Below are 21,667 nucleotides of genomic sequence, written 5' to 3'. Positions count from 1 at the left end.
GCTGGCAATCGTGGGCTGTGAGTTCCACTATTGAAGCTGATCGAAGAGATGACGGAGGTGCGTCATGCAGCGATTCAGCGCAGGGTGCCTGTGCGGCGATGTGCGGATTGAAGCAACGGGGAGGCCCTACCGGGTTGGCCTGTGCCACTGTCTGGATTGTCGAAAGTTTCACGGGGCGTTGTTTCATGCCTCGGCGATCTTTGCTCAGGCGGCGGTGACGATCACGGGTGAGACGCGCGATTACGCGGGGCGGCATTTTTGTCCGCGTTGTGGTTCGTCGGTGTTCAATCGCAGTGCTGATGAAGTCGAGGTCAATCTGGGGGCGATGGATGCGCCTGATCAACTGCAGCCTACCTATGAAAGCTGGACGGTGCGCCGCGAGGGCTGGTTGCCGGCGTTTGCCCTGGCCAAGCATTACCCGCAGGACCGTGAAGGGGTAGGGCGTGGCGAGGATTGATGGCGTGTCAGTGCCGGCCTCATCGCGGGGCAAGCCCGCTTCCACGCAGGCCGCTCAGGTCCTCGTGGGAGATGGGCGTGGGAGCGGGCTTGCCCCGCGATGAGGCCGGCACAGTCAACCCATTGGCTTGGGCTTTACAACCAGTAAGTCACCGCCCACCAGCCCAGGCCACCCATCACTACGGTATACGGCAAGGCCATCCACACCATCCGCCCGTACGACAGCCGAATCAGCGGGGCAATCGCCGAGGTCAGCAGGAACAGAAACGCTGCCTGGCCATTGGGCGTGGCCACGCTGGGCAGGTTGGTGCCGGTATTGATCGCCACCGCCAAGGTCTCGAAATGCTCGCGGCTCATCGCACCGTTGACAAATGCTTGCTTGACCTCGGTGATGTAGATGGTCGCCACGAACACGTTGTCGCTGATCGCCGACAGCAGGCCGTTGGCCAAGTACAACATGCCTGGCTGCTGCTCGGCCGGTAGGGCCAGCACCGAGGCGATCAGCGGGCTGAACAACTGCTGCTGATGGATCACTGCGACCACCGCGAAAAACACCACCAGCAACGCCGTGAACGGCATGGCGTCCTGGAACGCGCGGCCCAGGCGGTGCTCGTCGGTAATGCCGGTGAACGCGGTGATCAGCACGATCACCATCAGGCCAATCAAGCCGACTTCGGCGATGTGCAGGCCCAGGCAGACAATCAGGATCAGCGCGGCAACCCCCTGCACCAGCAGTGCCAGGCGTTGCGCTGGGGTGCGCGCGGCATCGTCCTCGGCGGCGTGGGCGGCCAGCACCTGGCGTACGCGCTCGGGCATCAGGGTGCCGTAACCAAACAGGCGCAGCTTCTCCAGGGCTACGCAGGTCACCAGGCCGGCGGCGAGTACTGGCAAGGAAACCGGCGCCACCTTGAGGAAGAAATCGGCGAAGTGCCAACCCAGCTCATGGCCGATCAGCAGGTTCTGCGGCTCGCCGACCAAGGTGCAGACCCCGCCCAGCGCCGTGCCGACCGCGCCATGCATCAACAGGCTGCGCAGAAAGGCGCGGAACTGGTCGAGGTCTTCACGGTGCAACTGGGCGACCTGCTGGTCGCTGGCCAGCTCGGACTCTTCCCGGGGGTTGGCCCCAGACGCCACCCGGTGATAAACCGCATAGAAACCCACCGCCGCGCTGATGATCACCGCTGTCACGGTCAGGGCATCGAGAAACGCCGAAAGAAACGCCGACAACACGCAGAACAACAGCGCCAGCAGCGCCTTGGAGCGCACCCCCAGCAGGATTCGCGAGAACAGGAACAGCAACAGCTCCTTCATGAAGTGAATGCCCGCGACCATGAACATCAGCAGCAGGATCACCGGGAAGTTGTGCAGCAGCTCTTCGTACAGCGCCTGGGGCGTGGTCAGCTTGATCAGCAAGGCTTCGATCAACAGCAGACCGCCAGGCATCAGTGGATAGCACTTGAGGGCCATGCCCAACGTGAAGATGAACTCGATCACCAGCAGCCAGCCTGCGGCCACTGGGCCAGCGCTCAGCAGTACCAGTGGGTTGAGGATCAGGAACAGGCAGATGACCGCCTTGTACCAAAGCGGCGACTGGCCCAGGAACGAGTGGGCGACAGTGCCGGCCAGAGAGCGCGACATGAATTTGTATCCTTATGATTCTGCAGTGGCGCAAAGTGCCCCAAGCGGGCGCATCGCGCAAGCTGTGCAGTCCCGCTTTTGGCACAAGTGCGGCCTGTGGGGTGCGCTATAGTCCGGCGCTGAACCCTTTTCCCACAGGAGTGCCGCCCGTGACCGACTACACCGCGTTCAAGGTCGAACTGACCGACAACATCGCCCACGTTCAGATCAATCGCCCGGAAAAGATCAACGCAATGAATGCGGCGTTCTGGGAAGAGATCATCGCGATCTTCAAGTGGATCGACGACACCGATGCGGTGCGGGCCGTGGTCATTAGCGGCGCAGGCAAGCATTTCTCCTCGGGCATCGACCTGATGATGCTGGCGTCGCTGGCCAACCAGCTGGGCAAGGACGTCGGTCGCAATGCCCGCCTGCTGCGCCAGACCATCCTGCGCATGCAGGCTTCGTTCACCGCCGTCGACAATTGCCGCAAGCCGGTCTTGGCGGCGATCCAGGGCTATTGCCTGGGCGGTGCGATCGACCTGGTCTCGGCCTGTGACATGCGCTACTGCAGCAGCGATGCGCAGTTCTCGATCAAGGAGATCGACATGGGCATGGCCGCCGATGTCGGCACCTTGCAACGCTTGCCGCGGATCATCGGAGATGGCGTGATGCGCGAAATGGCCTATACCGGTCGTCACGTCGAGGCCGAAGAGGCGCGGCAGATCGGCCTGGTCAACCGGGTCTACCTTGATCAGGCGGCGCTGCTTGACGGAGTCTTTGCCATTGCCCGGGAAATTGCGGGAAAATCCCCCATTGCCGTGGCCGGCACCAAAGAGATGATCGGCTACATGCGCGACCATCGCATCGACGATGGCCTGGAGTACATCGCCACCTGGAACGCCGCCATGCTGCAGTCCGAAGACTTGCGGGTAGCCGTGGCGGCGCACATGAGCAAACAGAAACCGACGTTCGCCGACTGATTGGCGGGGGACGCGCTTGAAGGAAGCCGAACATGTCAGCACGCTGGACTACCGCAGTACTCGACCCGCAGATCTCTGGGGGCTGGGCCGTTGCCCGCGGCCCGGACGGGTTCCTGGTGGATGACAACGGCGCGCTGTTCCCTCGCCAGTGGCTCAAGCGCCAAGCGCTGGACGTGCTCAGCGAGCACGGCATCGGCCACTTCGACGGCGAGCCGGTGTTCTTGCTCGAACTGCGCAGCGCTGGCGAAGTGGCCGGTTGTGGCTGGCGTGGCCTGCGCCAGTTCATGCTCGAAGGCGATTTCGATACCTACAAGCTACTGGGCTATGCCGCGCAGATCGGCACCTGGGCGCGTGAGCACCGGTTCTGCGGCAGCTGCGGCCAGGCGATGACGCAGATCCACTGGGAGCGGGCGATGTACTGCCAGCATTGCGATCTGCGCAGCTACCCACGGATCTCGCCGAGCATGATCGTTCTGGTGACGCGCGGTGACGAGATTCTGCTGGCGCGCTCGCCGCGCTTTGTCACTGGGGTCTACAGCACCCTGGCTGGTTTCGCCGAACCCGGTGAGTCGGCAGAGGACTGCCTGGTGCGCGAAGTGCGTGAGGAAGTGGCGGTGCAGGTGAAGAACATCCAGTACGTGGGCAGCCAGTGTTGGCCATTCCCGCATTCGATGATGCTGGGCTTTCATGCCGAGTACGCCGGTGGCGAGATCGTCATGCAGCCGGATGAGATCGAGGATGCGCAGTGGTTCAACGTCCATGCGTTACCGCCACTGCCGGCCGGGCGTTCCATCGCCCGGCACCTGATCGACCTGTATGTCGCGCGCCGCTTAGGCTTGCCCGAACCAGTGCTGCCAGGCTAGGCGCACGGTCAACGCCAGCACCACGGTGATGAACACCGGGCGGATGAACTTGCTGCCGCCGCTGATCGCCGTGCGTGCACCGAAGAAGGCGCCGACCATCACTGACAGGCCCATGGCCAAGCCGACGATGTAGTCCACTTGCCCAGACACGATGAACACCGTCAGCGCCGCGATGTTGCTGACGAAGTTCATGCTGCGCGCCACGCCGCTGGCGCGGACCAGATCGATCGGGTACAGCAGCAGCGTACTGACCGTCCAGAACGCCCCGGTGCCAGGGCCTGCCACGCCATCGTAGAAGCCCAGGGTGAAGCCCTGCGGCACCTGCCAGGTTTTCTTGATCGGTGCATCGGCATCCAGCGGTGCTTTCGGCGTGCCGCCAAACAATAGGTAGATACCGCAGGCGAAGACGATCACCGGGAGCATTTTGTTCAGCCATTCGGCAGGCAGGTAGTGGGCGATGATCGCCCCCAGCAGTGCCCCGACCAGGGTGGCGAACAGGGCAGGGCGCCACTGCGCCGGGTGGAACAGTTTGCGCCGGTAGTAGGTGAAGCCGGCGGTGGCCGAGCCGAAGGTTGAGCTGAGCTTGTTGGTGCCCAGCACCAGGTGCGGCGGCATGCCTGCGGTGAGCAATGCTGGTGTGGTCAGCAGGCCACCACCGCCGGCAATGGCATCGATGAAGCCGGCGACGAAGGCGACTGCGGCGAGGATCAACAGGGTGAGCGGTTCTACGGAGAGTTCGAAAGGCATGAGGGTTCGGGCTTATGCGGCAGGGCGCGGCAAAAGGCCGCGCTAAAGCCTGCCATGGTAGCCCTCGGGGTGAAGGGTTGCCAGTGTTGACCTCATCGCGGGGCAAGCCCGCTCCCACGCGGGCCCTGCGATAAACCCAGCTATCTTCACAGGAACCGGTGGGACTGCCAGCAATCTTCACAGGAACCAGCGGTACTCCCTGGCACTGACCTCCTGCATGAATGCCAGGTGATCCTGACGCTTGTTCTCGCAGTAGACCATCACGAACTCCTCGCCCAGGCCTTCCAGCACGGGTGGGTAATCGCGCATCGCGGCTACGGCGCTCAGCAGATCCTTGGGAAAATCAATGCCGCTGCCACGATCTTCATTGAGCGGCGCGATCGGTTCCTGCGCCGCGTCCAGGCCATGCTCCATGCCCGCTAGAATGGCCGCCAGTACCAGGTACGGATTGGCGTCGGCCCCGGCCAAGCGGTGCTCGATGCGCAGGTTGCGCGGATCCGACTCGGGAATACGGATGCACGCGTCGCGGTCTTCGAACCCCCAGCTGGCGCGGCTGGCGGCATTGACCATGGCGCCATAGCGCCTGAATGCATTGTGGTTGGCGGCAAAGATCGGCATGCAATGCGGCAGCAGCGCCAGGCAGCCGGCCACCGCGTGGCGTAACGGCCGTTGCTCGTCAGCGGCCAACAGGTTGTTGCCGGCCTGGTCATACAGGCTGACATGCACATGCATGCCGCTGCCCGGCGCTTGCAAGTAGGGCTTGCTCATGAAACTGGCGCGCAGGCCGTGCTTGAGGGCCACGCCGCGGGTGCTGCGGCAGAACAGCGCCGCCCAGTCGGCGGCGCGCAGGCCGTCGTCGCAGTGGCCGAAGTTGATCTCGAACTGGCCGGGGCCCAGCTCGGCGGTGATCACGTTGGCGTCCACGCCTTGCGCGTTGGCGGTCTCGACCATCTCGCGCAGCACGTCGCTGAAGCGCGACAGCCGTTCGATGTGCATGTTGGGCTGGTCATCCAGGTCGCCGCTGAGCGGGTCGCGGGGGAACTGCGGCACACCGTCCTGGAGCGTGCGTTCGAACAGGTAGAACTCCAGCTCGAACGCCACCACCGGGCGAATGCCGCGACGCTGCAGACGTTGCAGCACGCGGGCGAGCACTTCCCGTGGCTCGAACTCGATGGGGGCGGCGGTGCCGTCGGAGCTGATCAGCATCTGCCCCAGCGGTTCACGCTCCCAGCTAACCGGCTTGAGGGTGCCGGCGATCAGCCGGCGTGGCGCGTCCGGGTCGCCGTCGTTGAAGCAGTAGTCGCCAATGTCGAACAATCCGCCTTGCACGCCGAGCAGTACGCAGTTTTGCGGCAACTTCAGCGCGCTGCCCGCCGCGACTTTTTCCAGCATGTCGATGGGGTAGCGCTTGCCGTAGAAATGCCCGGGGATGTCCAGGCTGATCAAGTCGACATAGCGTACGGCGGGGTGTTGGCTGCGAAACGCGCGTACTTCACTGAGCAAATCGGCAAAACCTTGGGTGCTGGTCATGGTGTGCTCTCAACGGAAGACCCAGAGGACGCGGGTCGCCTGGGTGGACAGGTTGGCATAGCGAAAATGACGGTTGGGCGGCAGCTGGAAGCTGTCGTTGGGGTAGAGGGTGACGGGCTCATCCTGGCCATCGAGCCAGAGGGTCAGCTCACCTTGCAGAACAAAGCCGCCTTGCTCGGAGCTGTCGTTCAGGTGCCCCTCGCCACTGCTGGCGCCCGGTGCCAAGTGGCTATCGAGCATCGAGAAGCCGCCGTTGAGCTTGGGCGACACCAGCACATCGGTAACGCCACCGGCGTAGTAGAGTGTGCGCCGCTCATCCGGGCGGGTGACCCAGTCCAGCGCGCGCGGTTTGCTGACGTTGTAGAAATAGGTGGTGGGCACCTTCAATGCTTCGCTGATGGCGGTCAGGTCAGCCACGGTCGGGCGCGACAGGCCGCGTTCGACCTGGGACAAGAAGCCTACCGAGCGATTGATCTGATTGGCCAGTTCATCCAGGGTCAGCCCACGGTGCTTGCGCAGGTCGCGGACCAGGATCGCCAAGCCTTCGATTTCATCTTGCATGTTCATTGCCATGGCTCCGATCAGAAGTTGTCGCGTAGCCGATACCAGGCCTTGGCCGCCGCCTCCAGTGGCGCGGCCAGCAAATCGCCGCCGGGGAAGCGGCCGTTGTCGATGCCCTGGTACAGGCTTAGCAACTGCTCATCGCCGAGGATCGCATCGCTGACCGCCCGCGCCCCGGCCAGGGTCGGCAGCACGCCATGGCCGGAAAACCCCTGTAGCCAGTAGCGCTGGCCCTGGCGGCCAATGTCCGGGGTGCGTTGGATGCTGCAGTCGATATGCCCGCCCCAGGTATGCTCCAGCGCGACCCCGGTCAGTTGAGGGAAGACCCGCTCCAGGTAGGGCCGAGTGGCGCTGGCGATGTCCTTGGGAATACCACCCAGATAGGTGCAGCCGCCGCCGAACAGCAGGCGATGGTCTGGGGTCAGGCGGAAGTAGTCGGGGACGAACTGGTTGTCGATCACGCAGCTGTTGCGCGGCAGCAGCGATAGGGCGAAGGCCGGTTCCAGTGGCGCCGTGGTCACCTGGTAGGAGCCCACCGGCAGCAGCCGGCGTGCCAATGGCCGATCGAGGCGGTCGATGTAGGCGTTACAGGCCAGCACCAGCACCTGGCTGCGGACCTCGCCGTGATCGCTGCGGGCGACGAAACCGCTGGCGGTTTGCTGGTAGTCGTGGACTTGGCTCTGTTCGAAAATCTGCCCGCCAGCGGCTTCGATGGCACTGGCCAGGCCTTGCGCCAGCTTCAGCGGGTTGAGGTGGGCGCCTTTGGGGTCATACAGCGCGGCCTGGTAGCGGGGGCTGTCGATCCATTGGGGTAGTTCATCGTGGCCGATCAGGCGCAGGGCGTCGTAGCCCCATTTTTCCTCGGCTTCGCGTTTTGCCTGGGCAAGCTGGTTGACCCGGCGGGGGAGCACGGCAGTCCACAGGCTGCCGGTCCGGTAGTCGACATCGAAGCCATGGCGCTGCGGCAGTTCACGCAGCTCCTGGGCAGCCCAGCACATGCTGTCCCATAAACGGCGGGTACGCTCAAGGCCCAGGGCTTTTTCCAGCGGCGGCATATCGCACGACCAGCCCAGCAGCGCCTGGCCGCCATTGCGCCCGGACGCTGCCCAGGCGACCCGGCTGGCTTCCAGCAGAGTTACCCGCTTACCGGCCAGGACCAGGCGCAGGGCCGTGTGCAGGCCGCTGAAGCCGGCGCCGATGATCAGTACCTCGGTATCAATCGGGCCTTGCAGGGTAGGGCGTAACGGGATCGGTGCGGGGTAGGTTTGGGCGTAGTAGCTGGCGACGTGCTGTGCGGATTGCTTGAACATGCCGAGCCTCATGAAATTTATTGTTGTTAATTTCATGAAAATTTAGCAGAGGATTTTCATTGTGCCAGTGAGGTTTGTAGGCATGCGCCGGCCTCTTCGCGCCGAACCGCCGCGAAGAGGTCAGCACAGACACCCACCCAACAGGTAAGCTTCGCCTCGAACGCCCAGTTTCATCCCTCGAACAAGAGCGATTACCGCCATGCGCCGCCTACCCTCGCTGACTGCCCTGCGCACCTTCGAATGCGCCGCCCGCCACGGCCATTTCGGCCGTGCCGCCACCGAACTGTGCGTCACCGACAGCGCCGTCAGCCACCAGATCCGTCAACTGGAAGAGCAGTTGGGCGTGGCGCTGTTCGAGCGCGTCGGTCGCCAGGTGCGCCCCAGTGCGGAAGCCGAGCGCCTGCTGCATCACCTGCAACAGGCCTTCGAATTGATCGGCAAGGCCTGCGATGAGCTGCGTGACCCAGCCTCCCAGGCGGTGCTGCGGGTGGCGGTCACTGCGGAGCTGGCGCAGAAGTGGTTGGTCGCCCGCTTGGCCGACTTCAGCAGCCGCTACCCGCACATCACCCTGCACCTGCACGACCAGCCAATCGATGCTGGCGCCCCGGCGCTGGATGTCGATATCGCCATCACCTACGGCACCAGCGCGTTGGATGCCAGTACTCACTTCGTCCGGCCGCTGCCGTTGTTGCAGTTCTTTCCAGTGTGCAGCCCTGGGCTGTTCAACCAAGGCGGACTCAAGCGCCCACGCGACCTGGTACGCCACTGCCTGCTGCACGACGACCAGGACGGCAAGACCTGGACCACCTGGCTGGCCACTCACGCCGATGACGCGCTCCCCACCCGCCAACTGTATTTTCCCCACGCGGCGTTGGCCCTTGAGGCGGCGGTGCTGGGCCAGGGCGTGGCGATGGGCGACAACCTGACCTGCCAGGCCGATCTGCAAAGTGGCCGCCTGGTGCGCCCGTTCAGTGCCAGCGTCACTGCCCAAGGGCAATACGCCCTGGTGTGCGAACGCCTGCGCCTGGAGCGCGCAGCAGTGGCGGATTTCGTCGATTGGTTCATCGAACAGATCGCCGAACCCTGAATTGAATTCACCTATCGCTGAGTTTTCATCGTTGGAAGCGTGGCGTTGGGCGGCGTAGCGTCTGCTCATCCCATCCAGTGACGACGAGGTTGACCCATGGCACGTTCGCTTACCACCACTCCCAAAGCTGATGGTTTCCGCCTGCCCGGAGAGTTCGAGCCAAAGGCTGGCTGCTGGCTCGGCTGGCCGGAGCGCACAGATGTCTGGCGCAACGGGGCAAAGCCTGCGCAAAACGCCTGGGTGCAGATCGTCAGTGCGATCGCCAGCAGTGAGCCGGTGACGGTCTGCGCCTCCGCTGCCCAGTACGCCAATGCCCGGCGGGTACTGCCCGAGCAGGTGCGGGTGGTGGAAATGACCTGCAATGACACTTGGTTCCGTGACAGCGGGCCGTGTTTTGTGGTCAACGACAGCAGCGGCGAGGTGCGCGGCGTCGACTTTGAGTTCAACGCTTATGGTGGGCTCGATGGCGGTCTGTACTACCCGTGGGACAAAGACGACCAGATCGCCCGCAAAGTCCTCGAGATCGAGAACCTGGACCGCTATCGTGCCCCATTGATCGCCGAGCTTGGCGGGATCCAGAGCGACGGCCAAGGCAGCCTGCTGACCACCGAACAATGCCTGCTCAACCGCAACCGCAATGCCCATCTGGGCAAGGACGAAGTGACCCGCAGGCTGCAGGACTACCTGGGCGCCGAGCAGGTGATCTGGCTGCCACGGGGCTGCAAGTTCGACGAAACCGACGGCCATGTCGATGATCTGGCCTGTTTCGTGCGCCCTGGTGAAGTGGTGCTGCAATGGACCGACAACCGCGACGACCCGCAATGGGAAATCTACCAGGAGGCCTACGATATCCTGCGTAGCACCCGCGACAGCCGTGGCCGCGAGCTTAAAGTTCACAAGTTGCCCCAGCCGGATGTGCTGCAATGGACTGCCGAAGAAGCCGCCGGCCTGGATCAGGTCGAAGGCACCCACCTGCGCGAGGCGGGCACGCGCATCTGCGCCTCGTATATCAACTATTACGCGGGTAATTCGGCGATTGTCGTGCCGCTGTTTGGCGACCGTAATGACAGCGTGGCGCAGGCGACGTTGGCTGAATTGTTCCCTGGGCACCGCATCATCGGCATCGAAAATTCCCGCGAGATCCTGCTGGGTGGCGGCAACGTGGCTTGCATCACCATGCCGCAATACGCTGGGGGACGCCGCTGATGAAACTGCGCAACCTCGCCCTTGCGGTGGCGTTGGGCTGCGCAGGGGCGGCGGCGCAGGCCGCCGACGCACAACAGCCGACCGTCAACCTGTACATCTGGGGCGAATACCTCGCCCCGGACACCCTGGCCAACTTTGAGAAGCTCACGGGCATCCGGGTGGTTGCCGACCATTTCGATTCTCTGGAAACCGCCGAGACCAAGCTACTCACCGGCGGCAGTGGCTACGATCTGGTGCTCAGCGCCGGGCAGCACTTGAGCCGAGCCATTGCCAGCGGCGCCTTGCAGCCGCTGGACAAGGCCAAGCTGCCGCACCTGCAGGGTATCGGTGAAGAGTTCCGTCAGCACATGGCAGTGTTCGACCCCGGCAACCACTACGCCGGGACTTACGCCTGGGGCACTACCGGGGTGGGCTTTCAGCAGCAGGCGGTGCAGGCGCGGCTGGCCGATGCGCCGCGCGATAGCTGGGCGATGTTGTTCGATCCGCAGGTGGTGGCGAAATTCGCCGATTGCGGGGTCAGCCTGCTGAATGATCCCAATGAGGTGTTTGCCGCGGTAATGCGCTACCTGGGGTTGGACATCAATCAGCAGCGCCTGGAAGACCTCAAGCTGGCTGAGGCGCAGCTGCGCAAGATACGGCCCTACATCCGCTACTTCGACAATGATCGCAACATCAATGACCTGGCCAATGGCGAAACCTGTGTGGCGATGTCGTGGAACGGCAATGTGGCCATTGCCCAAGGCCAGGCGCAGCAGGCGGGCAAGCCGTTCAGCCTGGATTACCGGATTCCGCAGGAGGGCACGTTGATCTGGCTCGATGCCCTGGTGGTGCCCAGGGATGCACCGCATCCACAGGCCGCCTGGGCGCTGATGGACTACTTGATGCGCCCTGAGGTGATCGCGCCGATTACCGACACCATCCACTATGCCAATGCGATAACCGCCGCTGATGGCCTGGTGGATGCGCAGATTCGCAATGCGCCCGGAACGTACCCGCCAGCAGAGGTGCGGGCGCGGTTGTATAGCAAGAATGACAATGGCAAGCAGTTCAATCGCGAGCTGACAAGAGCCTTCAGCCGGCTGAAAAGTGGAACCTGAAACCTTGCAGTCAATACAGGCCCTAGCGCTGGGCAAGCCCCCCTATACACATGCAATTGGCGTGGGAGCGGGCTTGCCCCGCGATAGGGTCGATAAAGCCTAGGCAGTTGTTGTCTTACCCCGACTTTGCCTTGGCTTGCCACTCGCAGCCTTGGTCGCTCCAGCGGCCTTGGCCTTGCCGCCACTGCGGCGCTTTTTCTTCCAGGGCGCACCTTTGCCACCTGCCGGTACCAGCGGCCCACTAATGGTCATGCGCATGCCCCGGCAGCGCTCGACCAGTTTGCCCATCCATGCCGACTGCCGGGCGACGAACTCTTCCAGGCTCATCTCGCCACTTTGCACCATGTCCAGCGCCTGCTCCCAGATCGCCGTGGTGCCAGGGTCGGCAATCGCCCGGGGTACGGCATCGATCAGGCTGAACGCCGCCGGGGTAGCCGCCAGCGCCTTGCCATTTTTCACCAGGTAACCACGATCGAGCAGGCCTTGAATGATGCTGGCGCGAGTCGCTTCGGTGCCGATGCCGGTGGTGTCCTTGAGCTTTTGCTTGAGCTTGGGATCGTCGACCAGCTTGGCGACGTTCTTCATGGCCTTGATCAGATCGCCTTCGGTGAAGGGCTTGGGCGGCTGGGTCCACAGGTCCTTGAGTTGCAGGCCATGCACGGCGCAGTCCTGGCCTTCGCGTAGCGCGGGCAGTACCTGCGCAGGTGGCGCTTCACGGCCTTTGGCTGGGGTCAGCGCTTCGGGCAGGGCGCGGCGCCAACCCGCCTCGACGATCTGCTTGCCCACCGCGCGCAAGGCGTGGCCGGCGCAATCGAATTCGGCCTGGGTGCGGTCATACTCGTGATTGGCCAGGAACTGCGCCAGATAGCGTGCCCGCACCAGGGTGTAGACCGCCTTGTGCTTGGGCGGCAGTCGCGTGGGATCGCTGGCTGCGGCGGTGGGAATGATGCCGTGATGCGCGCTGACCTTTGCGTCGTTCCAGGCCCGCGAGCGGCGCTGCGGTTGCAGATGCGCGTGCAGTGGCGCAAGGCTGGCGTCGGCGCGTTGCAGGGCGGCGAGAATCGCCGGGGCCTCGGCGTGTTGGCTTAGCGGCAGGTAGCCGCAGTCGCTGCGTGGGTAGGTGATCAGTTTGTGGGTTTCGTACAGGGCCTGGGCGATGTCGAGGGTTTCCTGGGCGCCCAGGCCGAGCTTTTTCGAGCACACCTCCTGCAGGGTGCCCAGGTCGAACGGCAGCGGTGCTACCTCGCGCACGCGCTCGGTGGTCACCTTGCTCACCCTGGCATTGGCGGCAGCGTTGATCTGGGCGGCGGCTTGCTGGGCCAAGCCCTGGTTGAGGCAGCGACCCTGATCGTCACAGGCATCTTCAGGTGCGCGCCATTGGGCGTTGAATACGCTGGCGGCGTGTTCCAGCTGCACGTCGATGGCCCAGAACGGCACGGGTACGAAGTCAGCGATGCTGCGATCACGGTCGACCACCAGGCGCAGCGTCGGCGTTTGTACCCGGCCCACTGGCAACACCCCTTGGTAGCCAGACTGCTGGCCGAGCAGGGTGAACAGCCGGCTCATGTTCATGCCGATCAACCAGTCGGCACGCGAACGGCCCAGCGCTGAATGGTACAGGCTGAAGGTTTCATTGCCGGGTAGCAGGCGTGCCAGGGCCTTGCGAATAGAAGCGTCATCCAGCGCCGACAGCCACAGTCGCTGGATCGGTCCGCGGTAGCGGCAGTGCTCGACCAGCTCGCGGGCGATCATCTCGCCTTCACGGTCGGCGTCGGTGGCGATCACCAGCTCACGGGCTTGGCCGAGCAGGCGTTTGACGGCCTTGTATTGGCTGGCAGTCTTGGGCTTGACCAGCATCTTCCACTTATCCGGGATGATCGGCAGGTCAGCGAGGTTCCAGCGCTTGTAGCGGTCGTCGTAATTGTCGGGTGGGGCGGTTTCAAGCAGGTGGCCGATGCACCAGGTGACGCACAGGTCAGGGCCTTGCCAGCAGCCATCGCCGCGGCGGGTGGCGCCGAGGACTTGGGCGATGTCTTTGGCCTGAGAAGGCTTTTCGCAGAGAAAGAGGCGCATGGCCGGCAACGCTTCGTGGGCAAACGATGGGCGTTAGGATGCGCAAAGAGAAGGGGGGAAGCAAGCTATATCTGTATGGATGTACAGCTTTTTGTGTCGCGCAGCTAATTGGCTGTCGACCCTGATCGCGGGGCAAGCCCGCTCCCATCCAGGAGCAGGATTGCCTCACGAGGATCAGATCAGGCGATCTCGTGGGAGTCGCGGACCATATCTACGTGCGGGATACCGGCCTCGAGGAATTCCTCGCTGACCACGCGAAAGCCCAGCCGCTCGTAGAATGGCGTGGCATGCACCTGGGCACTCAAGGTCTGCTGCTTGAGGTCGCGGTGCTGCGCTTCGGCGATCACTGCCTGGACCAGCGCGTCGCCTACCTTCAGGCCACGCCAGTCCTTGAGCACCGAGATGCGGCCGATGGTGCCATCGGCGAGCAAACGGGCGGTGCCGATCGGGTAGTCGCCTTCCAGGGCCAGGAAGTGCACGGCTTCCTGGTCTTCGGCATCGAACTCCAGCTCAGGTGGAATGTGCTGTTCGGCGACAAACACCGCTTCGCGGATGCGGCGGATATCGGCGTTGTCTTTATGCCAGTCGGCGAGGCGAACGCTGATTTTATTCATTGGCGAATCCCACACTCCCTTGTTTGACCAGCTGGCAGACCAACGTGCGGCCTTCTTCGTCTTTGAGCCACTCTACAAGGTTTTCGATGTGCAGTGCGTCGGCCGCGCAGATCAGCTTCAGCAGTTCGCGCAGATGGCCCGAGACCAGACGGCTCTGGCCGCTGGCGAACAGCAGCAGGTTGTCGTCGACTTCCGACCAGGCCAAGCGCGCGCTTGGGTTGCGCACCAGGATCGCGCCTTGCTCCAGGCTGTCGATCAGCTCTTCTTCGCTGAGCTCCTCGCCAGCAACCTGCTCGGGGTAACGCGGCTCGGTCATGAACTGGCCGAACCAGGTCAGCAGCAGGCGCTCGTCGCCCATGTGCTCGGCGAGCAGGGCCTTGAGGCGGTCGAGGGCGTCGTGCTGGATCTGGTGCGGGTCGCTGACCGGCTGGGCGTCGGCGTCGCTGTAGCGCTCTTCGTCCGGCAGGAACTGGCTGAGGAAGTCGGTGAAGTGGGTCAGCACTTCAGCGGCGCTCGGCGCACGGAAGCCGACCGAGTAGGTCAGGCAGTCGTCTTCGGCGACGCCGTAGTGGGCCAGGCGTGGTGGCAGGTAAAGCATGTCGCCCGGCTCCAGGCTCCACTCGTCGGTCTGCTCGAAGTCGGCCAGAATGCGCAGGTCGGCGTGCTCGATCAGCGGGCTGTCGCTGTCGCACATCTGGCCGATCTTCCAGTTGCGGTTGCCGTGGCCTTGCAGCAGGAACACATCGTAGTTATCGAAGTGCGGGCCGACGCTGCCACCAGGGGCGGCGTAGCTGATCATCACATCGTCGATACGCCAGCTTGGCAGGAAGCGGAAGTTTTCCAGCAGCTCGGCCACTTCCGGGACGAACTGGTCCACAGCCTGTACCAGCAGGGTCCAGTCACGCTCTGGCAGCTCGGAGAAGGCGTCTTCGGCGAACGGGCCGCGGCGCAGCTCCCACGGACGCTCGCCGTGCTCAAGTACCAGGCGCGACTCGACTTCCTCTTCCAGGGCCAGGCCGGCCAGCTCGTCGGGGTCGATCGGGCTTTCGAAATCAGGGAAGGCCTGGCGCACCAGCAGGGGCTTCTTCTGCCAGTAGTCGCGCAGGAATTCACGAGCAGTCAAACCGCCAAGCAGCTGCAGTGGAGTATCAGGATTCATGTTCAACCTATTGAAAAAACGTAATTTTCGTCCGGGAATAAAAACGCCCGGCCAGGCCGGGCGTTGCACGCGGGCACAGACTTAGATGCGTTTGGCCTGGGCCACGGCGTTACCGATGTAGGTCGCCGGGGTCAGCAGCTTGAGCTCAGCCTTGGCTTCGGCTGGCATATCCAGGCCGTCGATGAAGGTCAGCAGCGCTTCAGGGGTGATGCCCTTGCCACGGGTCAGCTCCTTGAGCTTCTCGTAGGGGTTTTCGATGTTGAAGCGGCGCATGACGGTCTGGATCGGCTCGGCCAGGACTTCCCAGCAGGCGTCCAGGTCGGCGGCGATGCGCTGGGTGTTGATTTCCAGCTTGCCGATGCCTTTGAGACTGGCTTCGTAGGCGATCACGCTGTGGGCAAAGCCGACGCCCAGGTTACGCAGCACGGTGGAGTCGGTCAGGTCGCGCTGCCAGCGCGAGATCGGCAGCTTGCTGGCCAGGTGCTGGAACAGTGCGTTGGCGATACCCAGGTTGCCTTCGGAGTTTTCGAAGTCGATCGGGTTGACCTTGTGCGGCATGGTCGAGGAGCCGATTTCGCCAGCGACGGTCTTCTGCTTGAAGTAACCCAGGGAGATGTAGCCCCAGACGTCACGGTCGAAGTCGATCAGGATGGTGTTGAAACGCGCGATCGCATCGAACAGCTCGGCGATGTAGTCGTGCGGCTCGATCTGGGTGGTGTACGGGTTGAACTGCAGGCCCAGTTCGTCTTCGATGAAGGCGCGGGCATTTTCTTCCCAGTCGATCTGCGAGTAGGCCGACAGGTGGGCGTTGTAGTTGCCCACGGCGCCGTTGATCTTGCCCAGCAGCGGCACGGCGGCAACCTGGGCGATCTGACGCTCCAGGCGGTAGACGACGTTGGCCAGCTCTTTGCCCAGGGTGGTCGGCGAAGCCGGCTGACCGTGGGTGCGCGACAGCATTGGCACGTCGGCGTACTGGTGGGCGAGGGCGCGGATCGACTCGGCGATCTGGCGCATCAGCGGCAGCAGTACGTCGTCACGGCCTGCGCGCAGCATCAGGGCGTGGGACAGGTTGTTGATGTCCTCGCTGGTGCAGGCGAAGTGGATGAACTCGCTGACCTTGGCCAGTTCAGGCAGTTGCGCAGCCTGCTCCTTGAGCAGGTACTCGATCGCCTTGACGTCGTGGTTGGTGGTGCGCTCGATTTCCTTGACGCGCTCGGCGTGTTCCAGCTTGAAGTCGCTGGCCAGGGTATCGAGCACGGCGTTGGCCTCGGCGGAGAACGCCGGCACTTCACCGATCTGCGGGTGAGCGGCCAGACGCTGCAGCCAGCGCACCTCGACCAGGGCGCGGAAACGGATCAGGCCGTATTCGCTGAAAATGGGGCGCAAGGCCTGGGTTTTGCCGGCGTAGCGGCCGTCTACAGGGGAAACCGCAGTGAGCGAGGAAAGCTGCATGGGGTGTTCTCGGACAGTCAGGCTTTTGGAAGGGCGCATATCATACATGAAAAATGCGTCCGGGTCGGGTGGCTGACCAAAGGTCGGGCCATTTCGAAGCGTGTGGTACCTGGCGTGGGAGCGGCCTGGCCCCGCGCTGGCGGTGGTGCATTCGGCATCGCTATCGCGGGGCAAGCCCGCTCCCACGGTTCACTTCAGTCGTTGGGACGCATCATCGCGTACAGCTCGTTGAGCAGCTTGCGCCGGCTGAACACCAGCTGCCAGCGGTGCCCGCCCAGCTGGCGCCACAGGCGTGCGGCGCGGATACCGGCGAGCAGCAACGCGCGGATCTTCGAGGCGTTGCTGGCCTGCTGCAAGAAGCGCATGTCGCCATGTACCTGGATACGCTGGCGCAAGGTGCTCAGGGTGTCCTGGTACAAGGCTCCACTGGAAGCGATGACGTTTTCATGAACCAGGCCGAAATGGTCGGCCTGCGACTGGATCTGCGGCAAGCGGTTGCCGATGGTCTCCAGCAGGTCGTCGCGCTTGGCCAGCTGCCGCTCCAGGCCAAGCATCGACAGGGCATAGCGCAGCGGCTCGCGCTGCAGGCTGCTGGGGTCGCGCTCCAGGGCGCCGACCAGCGCACGATAACCATCGCGCAGGTTGAGGTCATCGCCGCCGAACACTTCCAGGGTGTCCTTGGGGTCACGTACCAGCAGGCTGTTCAGCATGCAGCCGATGTTGGCCTCGGTGGCCTGGCCGGTGCGGGCGATCCGGTCGACCAGCACCGCCGCCTGGAACACGCCGCCAAGGGCAATCAGTTGCTCCTGGAGGTTGCTCATGGACGAGGGCTCCAAGGCTCGGCGGTTTCGATCACGCCGCCGCCCAGGCACACCTCGCCGTCATAGAACACCACCGATTGGCCCGGAGTGACGGCGCGCTGTGGTTCGTCGAACACGGCGCGGTAGCCGTTTTCCGTGCGCTCCAGGGTGCAAGCCTGATCGCCCTGGCGATAGCGGACCTTGGCCGTCAGGCGGCGCGGCGCAGCCAGGTCGATCGGGTTGACCCAGTAAATCTGCGAGGCGAGCAGGGCGCGGGAGAACAGCCACGGGTGTTCGTTGCCCTGGCCAACTACCAGCACGTTGCGCTCAAGGTCCTTGACCAGCACGTACCACGGATCGTCACCGGCATCCTTCAGGCCGCCAATACCCAGGCCCTGGCGTTGGCCGATGGTGTGGTACATCAGGCCATGGTGGCGGCCGATCACTTCACCTTCGGTGGTTTCGATGTCGCCCGGCTGGGCCGGCAGGTACTGCTTGAGGAAGTCGCTGAAACGTCGCTCGCCAATGAAGCAGATCCCGGTGGAGTCCTTCTTCTTGGCGGTGGCCAGGCCATGCTTCTCGGCAATGGCGCGTACTTCGGGTTTTTCCAGCTCGCCAACCGGGAACAGGGTGCGGGCGATTTCCTTGCCGCCAACGGCGTGCAGGAAGTAGCTCTGGTCCTTGTTCGGGTCCAGGCCCTTGAGCAACTCGGTGAGCTCGCCAGTGTCGCGACGGCGCACGTAATGGCCGGTGGCGATCAGGTCGGCGCCCAGCGACAGGGCGTAGTCGAGGAACGCCTTGAACTTGATTTCGCGGTTGCAGAGGATGTCCGGGTTCGGTGTGCGGCCTGCCTTGTACTCTTCAAGGAAGTGCTCGAACACGTGGTCCCAGTATTCGGCTGCAAAGTTGGCGGTGTGCAGCTTGATGCCGATGCGGTCGCACACGGCCTGGGCGTCGGCCAGGTCTTCGCGGGCGGTGCAGTATTCGGTGCCGTCGTCCTCTTCCCAGTTCTTCATGAACAGACCTTCCACCTGGTAGCCCTGCTCGATGAGCAAAAGGGCGGAGACGGAAGAGTCCACGCCGCCGGACATGCCGACGATGACGCGGGTCTTGGCGGGGTCTTTGAGTGCTGGGCTGGTCATGGCTACCGATGTGTATCAGGGAAAAAGGTCGATTCTATCAGGCCAGCTCGCGCGCGTCAGTCGCGCAGCAGGCTAAGGCTGTGCAGCGGGCCTGCCAGGTAGTCGTCGAGGCAGCGTGGCACCAGTTCGCTGCGCCAGCGCGAGGGCTCGGCCAGCAGTTGCTCGCGGGTCATCCATACGGCGCGGACGATATCGCTGTCCAGGGCAAGCGCTGGATGATGGCGCACGGGGCGCGCGGCAAAGCAGATGCGCTGGTAGGTCACGCCGTTACTGGGGGCGGTATACAGGTAGATGCCGACCACGCCGGTCAGTTCGACGTCCCAGGCGGTTTCTTCCAGCGTCTCGCGCAGGGCAGCCTGGGCCAGGGTTTCGTTGGCTTCCAGATGGCCAGCGGGCTGGTTGAAAACGTGCTGGCCGGCTTTGAATTCTTCGACGAAGAGGAATTTGCCCTGGTCTTCGACGATGGTGGCGACGGTGATGTGCGGTTGCCAGGTCATGTGCATCTGAAGTCCCTGTAGGTTCTTAGAAAGCACAAACCCCGGTGCGTGGCCGGGGTTTGTGGGGTTACTTCAAGCGAACCTTACAGGGCGGCGATGGCGCTGTTCAGGGTCTGGCTTGGACGCATTACCTTGGCGGTCAGCTCGGCATCCGGGGCGTAGTAGCCACCGATGTCGGCTGGTTTGCCCTGAACGGCGTTGAGCTCGGCGACGATGGTCGCTTCGTTCTCGGCCAGGGTCTTGGCCAGCGGGGCGAAGCGCGCTTGCAGTGCGGCGTCGTCCGACTGCTCAGCCAGCGCTTGTGCCCAGTACAGGGTCAGGTAGAAGTGGCTGCCGCGGTTGTCGATACCGCCGACTTTGCGCGATGGCGACTTGTTGGTGTCGAGGAACTTGCCGGTAGCCTGGTCCAGGGTGTTGGCCAGGACTTTGGCGCGCGGGTTATCGTAGGTGTTGCCCAGGTGCTCCAGGGAGGCGGCCAGGGCCAGGAATTCACCCAGCGAATCCCAACGCAGGAAGTTCTCTTCGACCAGCTGCTGGACGTGTTTCGGAGCCGAACCACCGGCGCCGGTTTCGAACAGGCCACCGCCGTTCATCAGCGGGACGATCGACAGCATCTTGGCGCTGGTGCCCAGCTCCATGATCGGGAACAGGTCGGTCAGGTAGTCACGCAATACGTTGCCGGTCACCGAGATGGTGTCTTTGCCTTCGCGGATGCGTGCCAGGGAGAACTTGATCGCCTCGACGGGTGCCAGGATACGGATGTCCAGGCCGGTGGTGTCGTGGTCTTTCAGGTACTTCTGGACCTTCTCGATCATCACGCCGTCGTGGGCGCGAGCTGGGTCGAGCCAGAACACGGCTGGGGTGTTGCTCAGGCGGGCACGGTTAACGGCCAGCTTGACCCAGTCTTGGATCGGCGCGTCCTTGGTCTGGCACATACGGAAGATGTCGCCAGCTTCGACGTTCTGCTCCAGGACGACCTTGCCCTTGCCATCGACGACGCGTACGACACCGTCGGCCTTGACCTGGAAGGTCTTGTCGTGGGAACCGTATTCTTCGGCTTTCTGCGCCATCAGGCCAACGTTCGGTACGCTGCCCATGGTGGTTGGGTCGAAGGCGCCGTTGACTTTGCAGTCTTCAATGGCGGCCTGATAGATGCCTGCGTAGCAGCGGTCAGGGATGATCGCCTTGGCGTCCTGCAGTTCGCCGGCGGTGTTCCACATCTTGCCCGAGTCACGGATCATCGCTGGCATCGAGGCGTCGACGATGACGTCGCTTGGCACGTGCAGGTTGGTGATGCCTTTGTCGGAGTTGACCATGGCCAGGGCCGGACGAGCGGCGTACAGGGCCTGGATGTCTGCTTCGATCTGGGCCTGCTGCTCAGCGGGCAGGTCCTTGATGCGGGCGTACAGGTCGCCAATGCCGTTGTTGGCGTTGAAGCCGACGTCGGCCAGGGCCGAGGCATGCTTGGCCAGTACTTCGCCGTAGAACTCTTCGACGATGACGCCGAACATGATTGGGTCGGAGACTTTCATCATGGTGGCTTTCAGGTGTACCGACAGCAGTACGCCGGAAGCTTTGGCATCGGCGATCTGCTCGGCGATGAAGGCTTTCAGGGCTTTGCGGCTCATGGTCGCGCAGTCGATGACTTCAGCGGCCTTGACGGCGGTTTTTTCCTTCAGGACGGTGATGGCACCGTTCTTGTCGACCAGCTCGATGCGCAGGCTGTCGTCAGCCTCGATCAGGGCGGCCTTTTCGCTGCCGTAGAAGTCGCCGTTGTTCATGTGCGCTACGTGCGACTTGGAGTCGGCAGCCCAGGCGCCCATTTTGTGCGGGTGCTTGCGTGCGTAGTTCTTGACCGACAGTGGTGCGCGGCGATCGGAGTTGCCTTCGCGCAGTACCGGGTTAACGGCGCTGCCCTTGATGCGGTCGTAGCGTGCGCGAGATTCTTTCTCTTCGGCGCTGGCTGGCTCGTCGGCGTAGTCAGGGATGTTGTAGCCCTTGCCTTGCAGCTCTTTGATCGCCGCTTTCAGTTGCGGGACCGAGGCCGAGATGTTCGGCAGCTTGATGATGTTGGCTTCAGGGGTGGTAGCCAGCTGGCCCAGTTCCGCCAGATGATCGCCTACCTGCTTGTCTGCGCCGAGTTGCTCCGGGAATGCCGCAAGGATACGGCCAGCCAGGGAGATGTCGCGAGTTTCGACGGCAATGTCAGCCGAAGCGGTGAAGGCTTCGACGATCGGCAGCAGCGAATAGGTGGCGAGGGCGGGGGCTTCGTCGGTGAAGGTATAGATGATCTTGGAACGGGTGGGCATGCGGGTTAACTCTCTATGTGCTGAGCGTACTCGAGTCTCGAGGTGCGCAGGGTAGGCGCTTCGCTCAGGCGACGCCATGAGCGGAAAGTCGAGAGGCTGCGAGCGGTGATGGTGGATGCATCAGTCGAGCGTCAAGTGCTGGGCTGCGGTAACAACCCAGGCTT

General features: G+C 63.5%; 19 protein-coding genes. 6 read left to right on the top strand and 13 right to left on the bottom strand.

Going from position 1 to position 21,667, the window contains the following annotated elements; genetic code table 11:
- Nucleotides 1-64: 64 nt before the first annotated feature.
- Nucleotides 65-457, top strand: a complete 393-nt coding sequence (locus tag HU737_RS12180; RefSeq protein WP_186557214.1) for a GFA family protein — start codon at nucleotides 65-67, stop codon at nucleotides 455-457.
- 134 nt (nucleotides 458-591) lie between these two features.
- Here the strand turns inward: HU737_RS12180 and nhaB are convergent, their stop codons facing one another.
- Nucleotides 592-2,094 carry a sodium/proton antiporter NhaB gene (gene nhaB / locus HU737_RS12175; protein WP_186557213.1) on the bottom strand — a complete coding sequence of 501 codons (1,503 nt, stop codon included), beginning with the start codon at nucleotides 2,092-2,094 and terminating at the stop codon, nucleotides 592-594.
- 149 nt (nucleotides 2,095-2,243) lie between these two features.
- Here nhaB and HU737_RS12170 point away from each other — a divergent pair, with 149 nt between their 5' ends.
- Entirely contained in the window at nucleotides 2,244-3,056 is an 813-nt protein-coding gene (locus HU737_RS12170) for a crotonase/enoyl-CoA hydratase family protein (protein WP_186557212.1), read from the top strand.
- A gap of 32 nt (nucleotides 3,057-3,088) precedes the next feature.
- The gene (gene nudC / locus HU737_RS12165) at nucleotides 3,089-3,919 is read left to right on the top strand and encodes an NAD(+) diphosphatase (RefSeq protein WP_186557211.1); all 831 of its coding nucleotides are present in this window, start codon (nucleotides 3,089-3,091) and stop codon (nucleotides 3,917-3,919) included.
- Here nudC and HU737_RS12160 read toward each other — a convergent pair.
- The 4 genes from HU737_RS12160 to HU737_RS12145 form a co-directional block, all read right to left on the bottom strand.
- Entirely contained in the window at nucleotides 3,887-4,666 is a 780-nt protein-coding gene (locus HU737_RS12160; protein ID WP_186557210.1) for a TSUP family transporter, read from the bottom strand. The genes nudC and HU737_RS12160 overlap by 33 nt on opposite strands.
- Before the next feature lie 177 nt (nucleotides 4,667-4,843).
- Nucleotides 4,844-6,196: a glutamine synthetase family protein gene (locus tag HU737_RS12155; protein WP_186557209.1), complete on the bottom strand. Its 1,353-nt coding sequence runs from the start codon at nucleotides 6,194-6,196 to the stop codon at nucleotides 4,844-4,846.
- A 9-nt stretch (nucleotides 6,197-6,205) separates the two neighbouring features.
- A complete protein-coding gene (locus tag HU737_RS12150) occupies nucleotides 6,206-6,763 on the bottom strand; it encodes a helix-turn-helix domain-containing protein (protein WP_186557208.1) in 558 nt (185 codons plus the stop codon).
- Nucleotides 6,764-6,777: 14 nt separating this feature from the next.
- Complete coding sequence (locus HU737_RS12145) at nucleotides 6,778-8,067, bottom strand: NAD(P)/FAD-dependent oxidoreductase (protein WP_186557207.1); 1,290 nt, start codon at nucleotides 8,065-8,067, stop codon at nucleotides 6,778-6,780.
- A gap of 199 nt (nucleotides 8,068-8,266) precedes the next feature.
- Between HU737_RS12145 and HU737_RS12140 the strand changes: the two genes are divergently transcribed.
- The 3 genes from HU737_RS12140 to HU737_RS12130 all read left to right on the top strand — a co-directional run bounded on the left by HU737_RS12140 (nucleotide 8,267) and on the right by HU737_RS12130 (nucleotide 11,457).
- On the top strand, nucleotides 8,267-9,154 hold the full coding sequence (locus HU737_RS12140) for a LysR substrate-binding domain-containing protein (protein WP_186557206.1): 888 nt from the start codon (nucleotides 8,267-8,269) through the stop codon (nucleotides 9,152-9,154).
- A 96-nt stretch (nucleotides 9,155-9,250) separates the two neighbouring features.
- Nucleotides 9,251-10,360: an agmatine deiminase gene (aguA, locus tag HU737_RS12135; protein WP_186557205.1), complete on the top strand. Its 1,110-nt coding sequence runs from the start codon at nucleotides 9,251-9,253 to the stop codon at nucleotides 10,358-10,360.
- Complete coding sequence (locus HU737_RS12130) at nucleotides 10,360-11,457, top strand: extracellular solute-binding protein (RefSeq protein ID WP_186557204.1); 1,098 nt, start codon at nucleotides 10,360-10,362, stop codon at nucleotides 11,455-11,457. The genes aguA and HU737_RS12130 overlap by 1 nt, the downstream gene beginning before the upstream one ends.
- 99 nt (nucleotides 11,458-11,556) lie before the next feature.
- Here HU737_RS12130 and HU737_RS12125 read toward each other — a convergent pair whose 3' ends face one another.
- The 8 genes from HU737_RS12125 to HU737_RS12090 form a co-directional block, all read right to left on the bottom strand.
- On the bottom strand, nucleotides 11,557-13,530 hold the full coding sequence (locus tag HU737_RS12125; protein WP_186557203.1) for a DNA topoisomerase III: 1,974 nt from the start codon (nucleotides 13,528-13,530) through the stop codon (nucleotides 11,557-11,559).
- 179 nt (nucleotides 13,531-13,709) lie between these two features.
- Nucleotides 13,710-14,144, bottom strand: a complete 435-nt coding sequence (locus HU737_RS12120) for a GNAT family N-acetyltransferase (protein ID WP_186557202.1) — start codon at nucleotides 14,142-14,144, stop codon at nucleotides 13,710-13,712.
- On the bottom strand, nucleotides 14,137-15,303 hold the full coding sequence (locus HU737_RS12115; protein ID WP_186557201.1) for a ribosomal protein uL16 3-hydroxylase: 1,167 nt from the start codon (nucleotides 15,301-15,303) through the stop codon (nucleotides 14,137-14,139). The genes HU737_RS12120 and HU737_RS12115 overlap by 8 nt, the downstream gene beginning before the upstream one ends.
- Before the next feature lie 81 nt (nucleotides 15,304-15,384).
- Nucleotides 15,385-16,755 carry an adenylosuccinate lyase gene (purB, locus tag HU737_RS12110; RefSeq protein ID WP_186557200.1) on the bottom strand — a complete coding sequence of 457 codons (1,371 nt, stop codon included), beginning with the start codon at nucleotides 16,753-16,755 and terminating at the stop codon, nucleotides 15,385-15,387.
- 194 nt (nucleotides 16,756-16,949) lie between these two features.
- Nucleotides 16,950-17,576, bottom strand: a complete 627-nt coding sequence (gene hflD / locus HU737_RS12105; protein ID WP_186557199.1) for a high frequency lysogenization protein HflD — start codon at nucleotides 17,574-17,576, stop codon at nucleotides 16,950-16,952.
- The gene (mnmA, locus tag HU737_RS12100) at nucleotides 17,573-18,697 is read right to left on the bottom strand and encodes a tRNA 2-thiouridine(34) synthase MnmA (RefSeq protein WP_186557198.1); all 1,125 of its coding nucleotides are present in this window, start codon (nucleotides 18,695-18,697) and stop codon (nucleotides 17,573-17,575) included. The genes hflD and mnmA overlap by 4 nt, the downstream gene beginning before the upstream one ends.
- A 56-nt stretch (nucleotides 18,698-18,753) precedes the next feature.
- A complete protein-coding gene (locus HU737_RS12095) occupies nucleotides 18,754-19,194 on the bottom strand; it encodes an NUDIX hydrolase (RefSeq protein WP_186557248.1) in 441 nt (146 codons plus the stop codon).
- Between the two features lie 83 nt (nucleotides 19,195-19,277).
- Nucleotides 19,278-21,503, bottom strand: a complete 2,226-nt coding sequence (locus HU737_RS12090) for an NADP-dependent isocitrate dehydrogenase (protein WP_186557197.1) — start codon at nucleotides 21,501-21,503, stop codon at nucleotides 19,278-19,280.
- Nucleotides 21,504-21,667 lie beyond the last annotated feature (164 nt).

Origin of the sequence: Pseudomonas urmiensis, assembly GCF_014268815.2 — a bacterium.
GTDB lineage: Bacteria > Pseudomonadota > Gammaproteobacteria > Pseudomonadales > Pseudomonadaceae > Aquipseudomonas > Aquipseudomonas urmiensis.
The sequence above is the reverse complement of the archived record's forward strand: the minus strand, read 5'-3'. Positions and strand labels throughout refer to the sequence as shown.

Coding starts and splice junctions, on each gene's coding strand:
- HU737_RS12140 (WP_186557206.1), top strand. CDS start 8,267: ATGCGCCGCCTACCCTCGCTGACTGCCCTGCGCACCTTCGAATGCGCC.
- HU737_RS12160 (WP_186557210.1), bottom strand. CDS start 4,666: ATGCCTTTCGAACTCTCCGTAGAACCGCTCACCCTGTTGATCCTCGCC.
- aguA (WP_186557205.1), top strand. CDS start 9,251: ATGGCACGTTCGCTTACCACCACTCCCAAAGCTGATGGTTTCCGCCTG.
- HU737_RS12125 (WP_186557203.1), bottom strand. CDS start 13,530: ATGCGCCTCTTTCTCTGCGAAAAGCCTTCTCAGGCCAAAGACATCGCC.
- HU737_RS12150 (WP_186557208.1), bottom strand. CDS start 6,763: ATGAACATGCAAGATGAAATCGAAGGCTTGGCGATCCTGGTCCGCGAC.
- mnmA (WP_186557198.1), bottom strand. CDS start 18,697: ATGACCAGCCCAGCACTCAAAGACCCCGCCAAGACCCGCGTCATCGTC.
- HU737_RS12155 (WP_186557209.1), bottom strand. CDS start 6,196: ATGACCAGCACCCAAGGTTTTGCCGATTTGCTCAGTGAAGTACGCGCG.
- HU737_RS12115 (WP_186557201.1), bottom strand. CDS start 15,303: ATGAATCCTGATACTCCACTGCAGCTGCTTGGCGGTTTGACTGCTCGT.
- hflD (WP_186557199.1), bottom strand. CDS start 17,576: ATGAGCAACCTCCAGGAGCAACTGATTGCCCTTGGCGGCGTGTTCCAG.
- HU737_RS12180 (WP_186557214.1), top strand. CDS start 65: ATGCAGCGATTCAGCGCAGGGTGCCTGTGCGGCGATGTGCGGATTGAA.
- purB (WP_186557200.1), bottom strand. CDS start 16,755: ATGCAGCTTTCCTCGCTCACTGCGGTTTCCCCTGTAGACGGCCGCTAC.
- HU737_RS12130 (WP_186557204.1), top strand. CDS start 10,360: ATGAAACTGCGCAACCTCGCCCTTGCGGTGGCGTTGGGCTGCGCAGGG.
- nudC (WP_186557211.1), top strand. CDS start 3,089: ATGTCAGCACGCTGGACTACCGCAGTACTCGACCCGCAGATCTCTGGG.
- HU737_RS12090 (WP_186557197.1), bottom strand. CDS start 21,503: ATGCCCACCCGTTCCAAGATCATCTATACCTTCACCGACGAAGCCCCC.
- nhaB (WP_186557213.1), bottom strand. CDS start 2,094: ATGTCGCGCTCTCTGGCCGGCACTGTCGCCCACTCGTTCCTGGGCCAG.
- HU737_RS12145 (WP_186557207.1), bottom strand. CDS start 8,067: ATGTTCAAGCAATCCGCACAGCACGTCGCCAGCTACTACGCCCAAACC.
- HU737_RS12095 (WP_186557248.1), bottom strand. CDS start 19,194: ATGACCTGGCAACCGCACATCACCGTCGCCACCATCGTCGAAGACCAG.
- HU737_RS12120 (WP_186557202.1), bottom strand. CDS start 14,144: ATGAATAAAATCAGCGTTCGCCTCGCCGACTGGCATAAAGACAACGCC.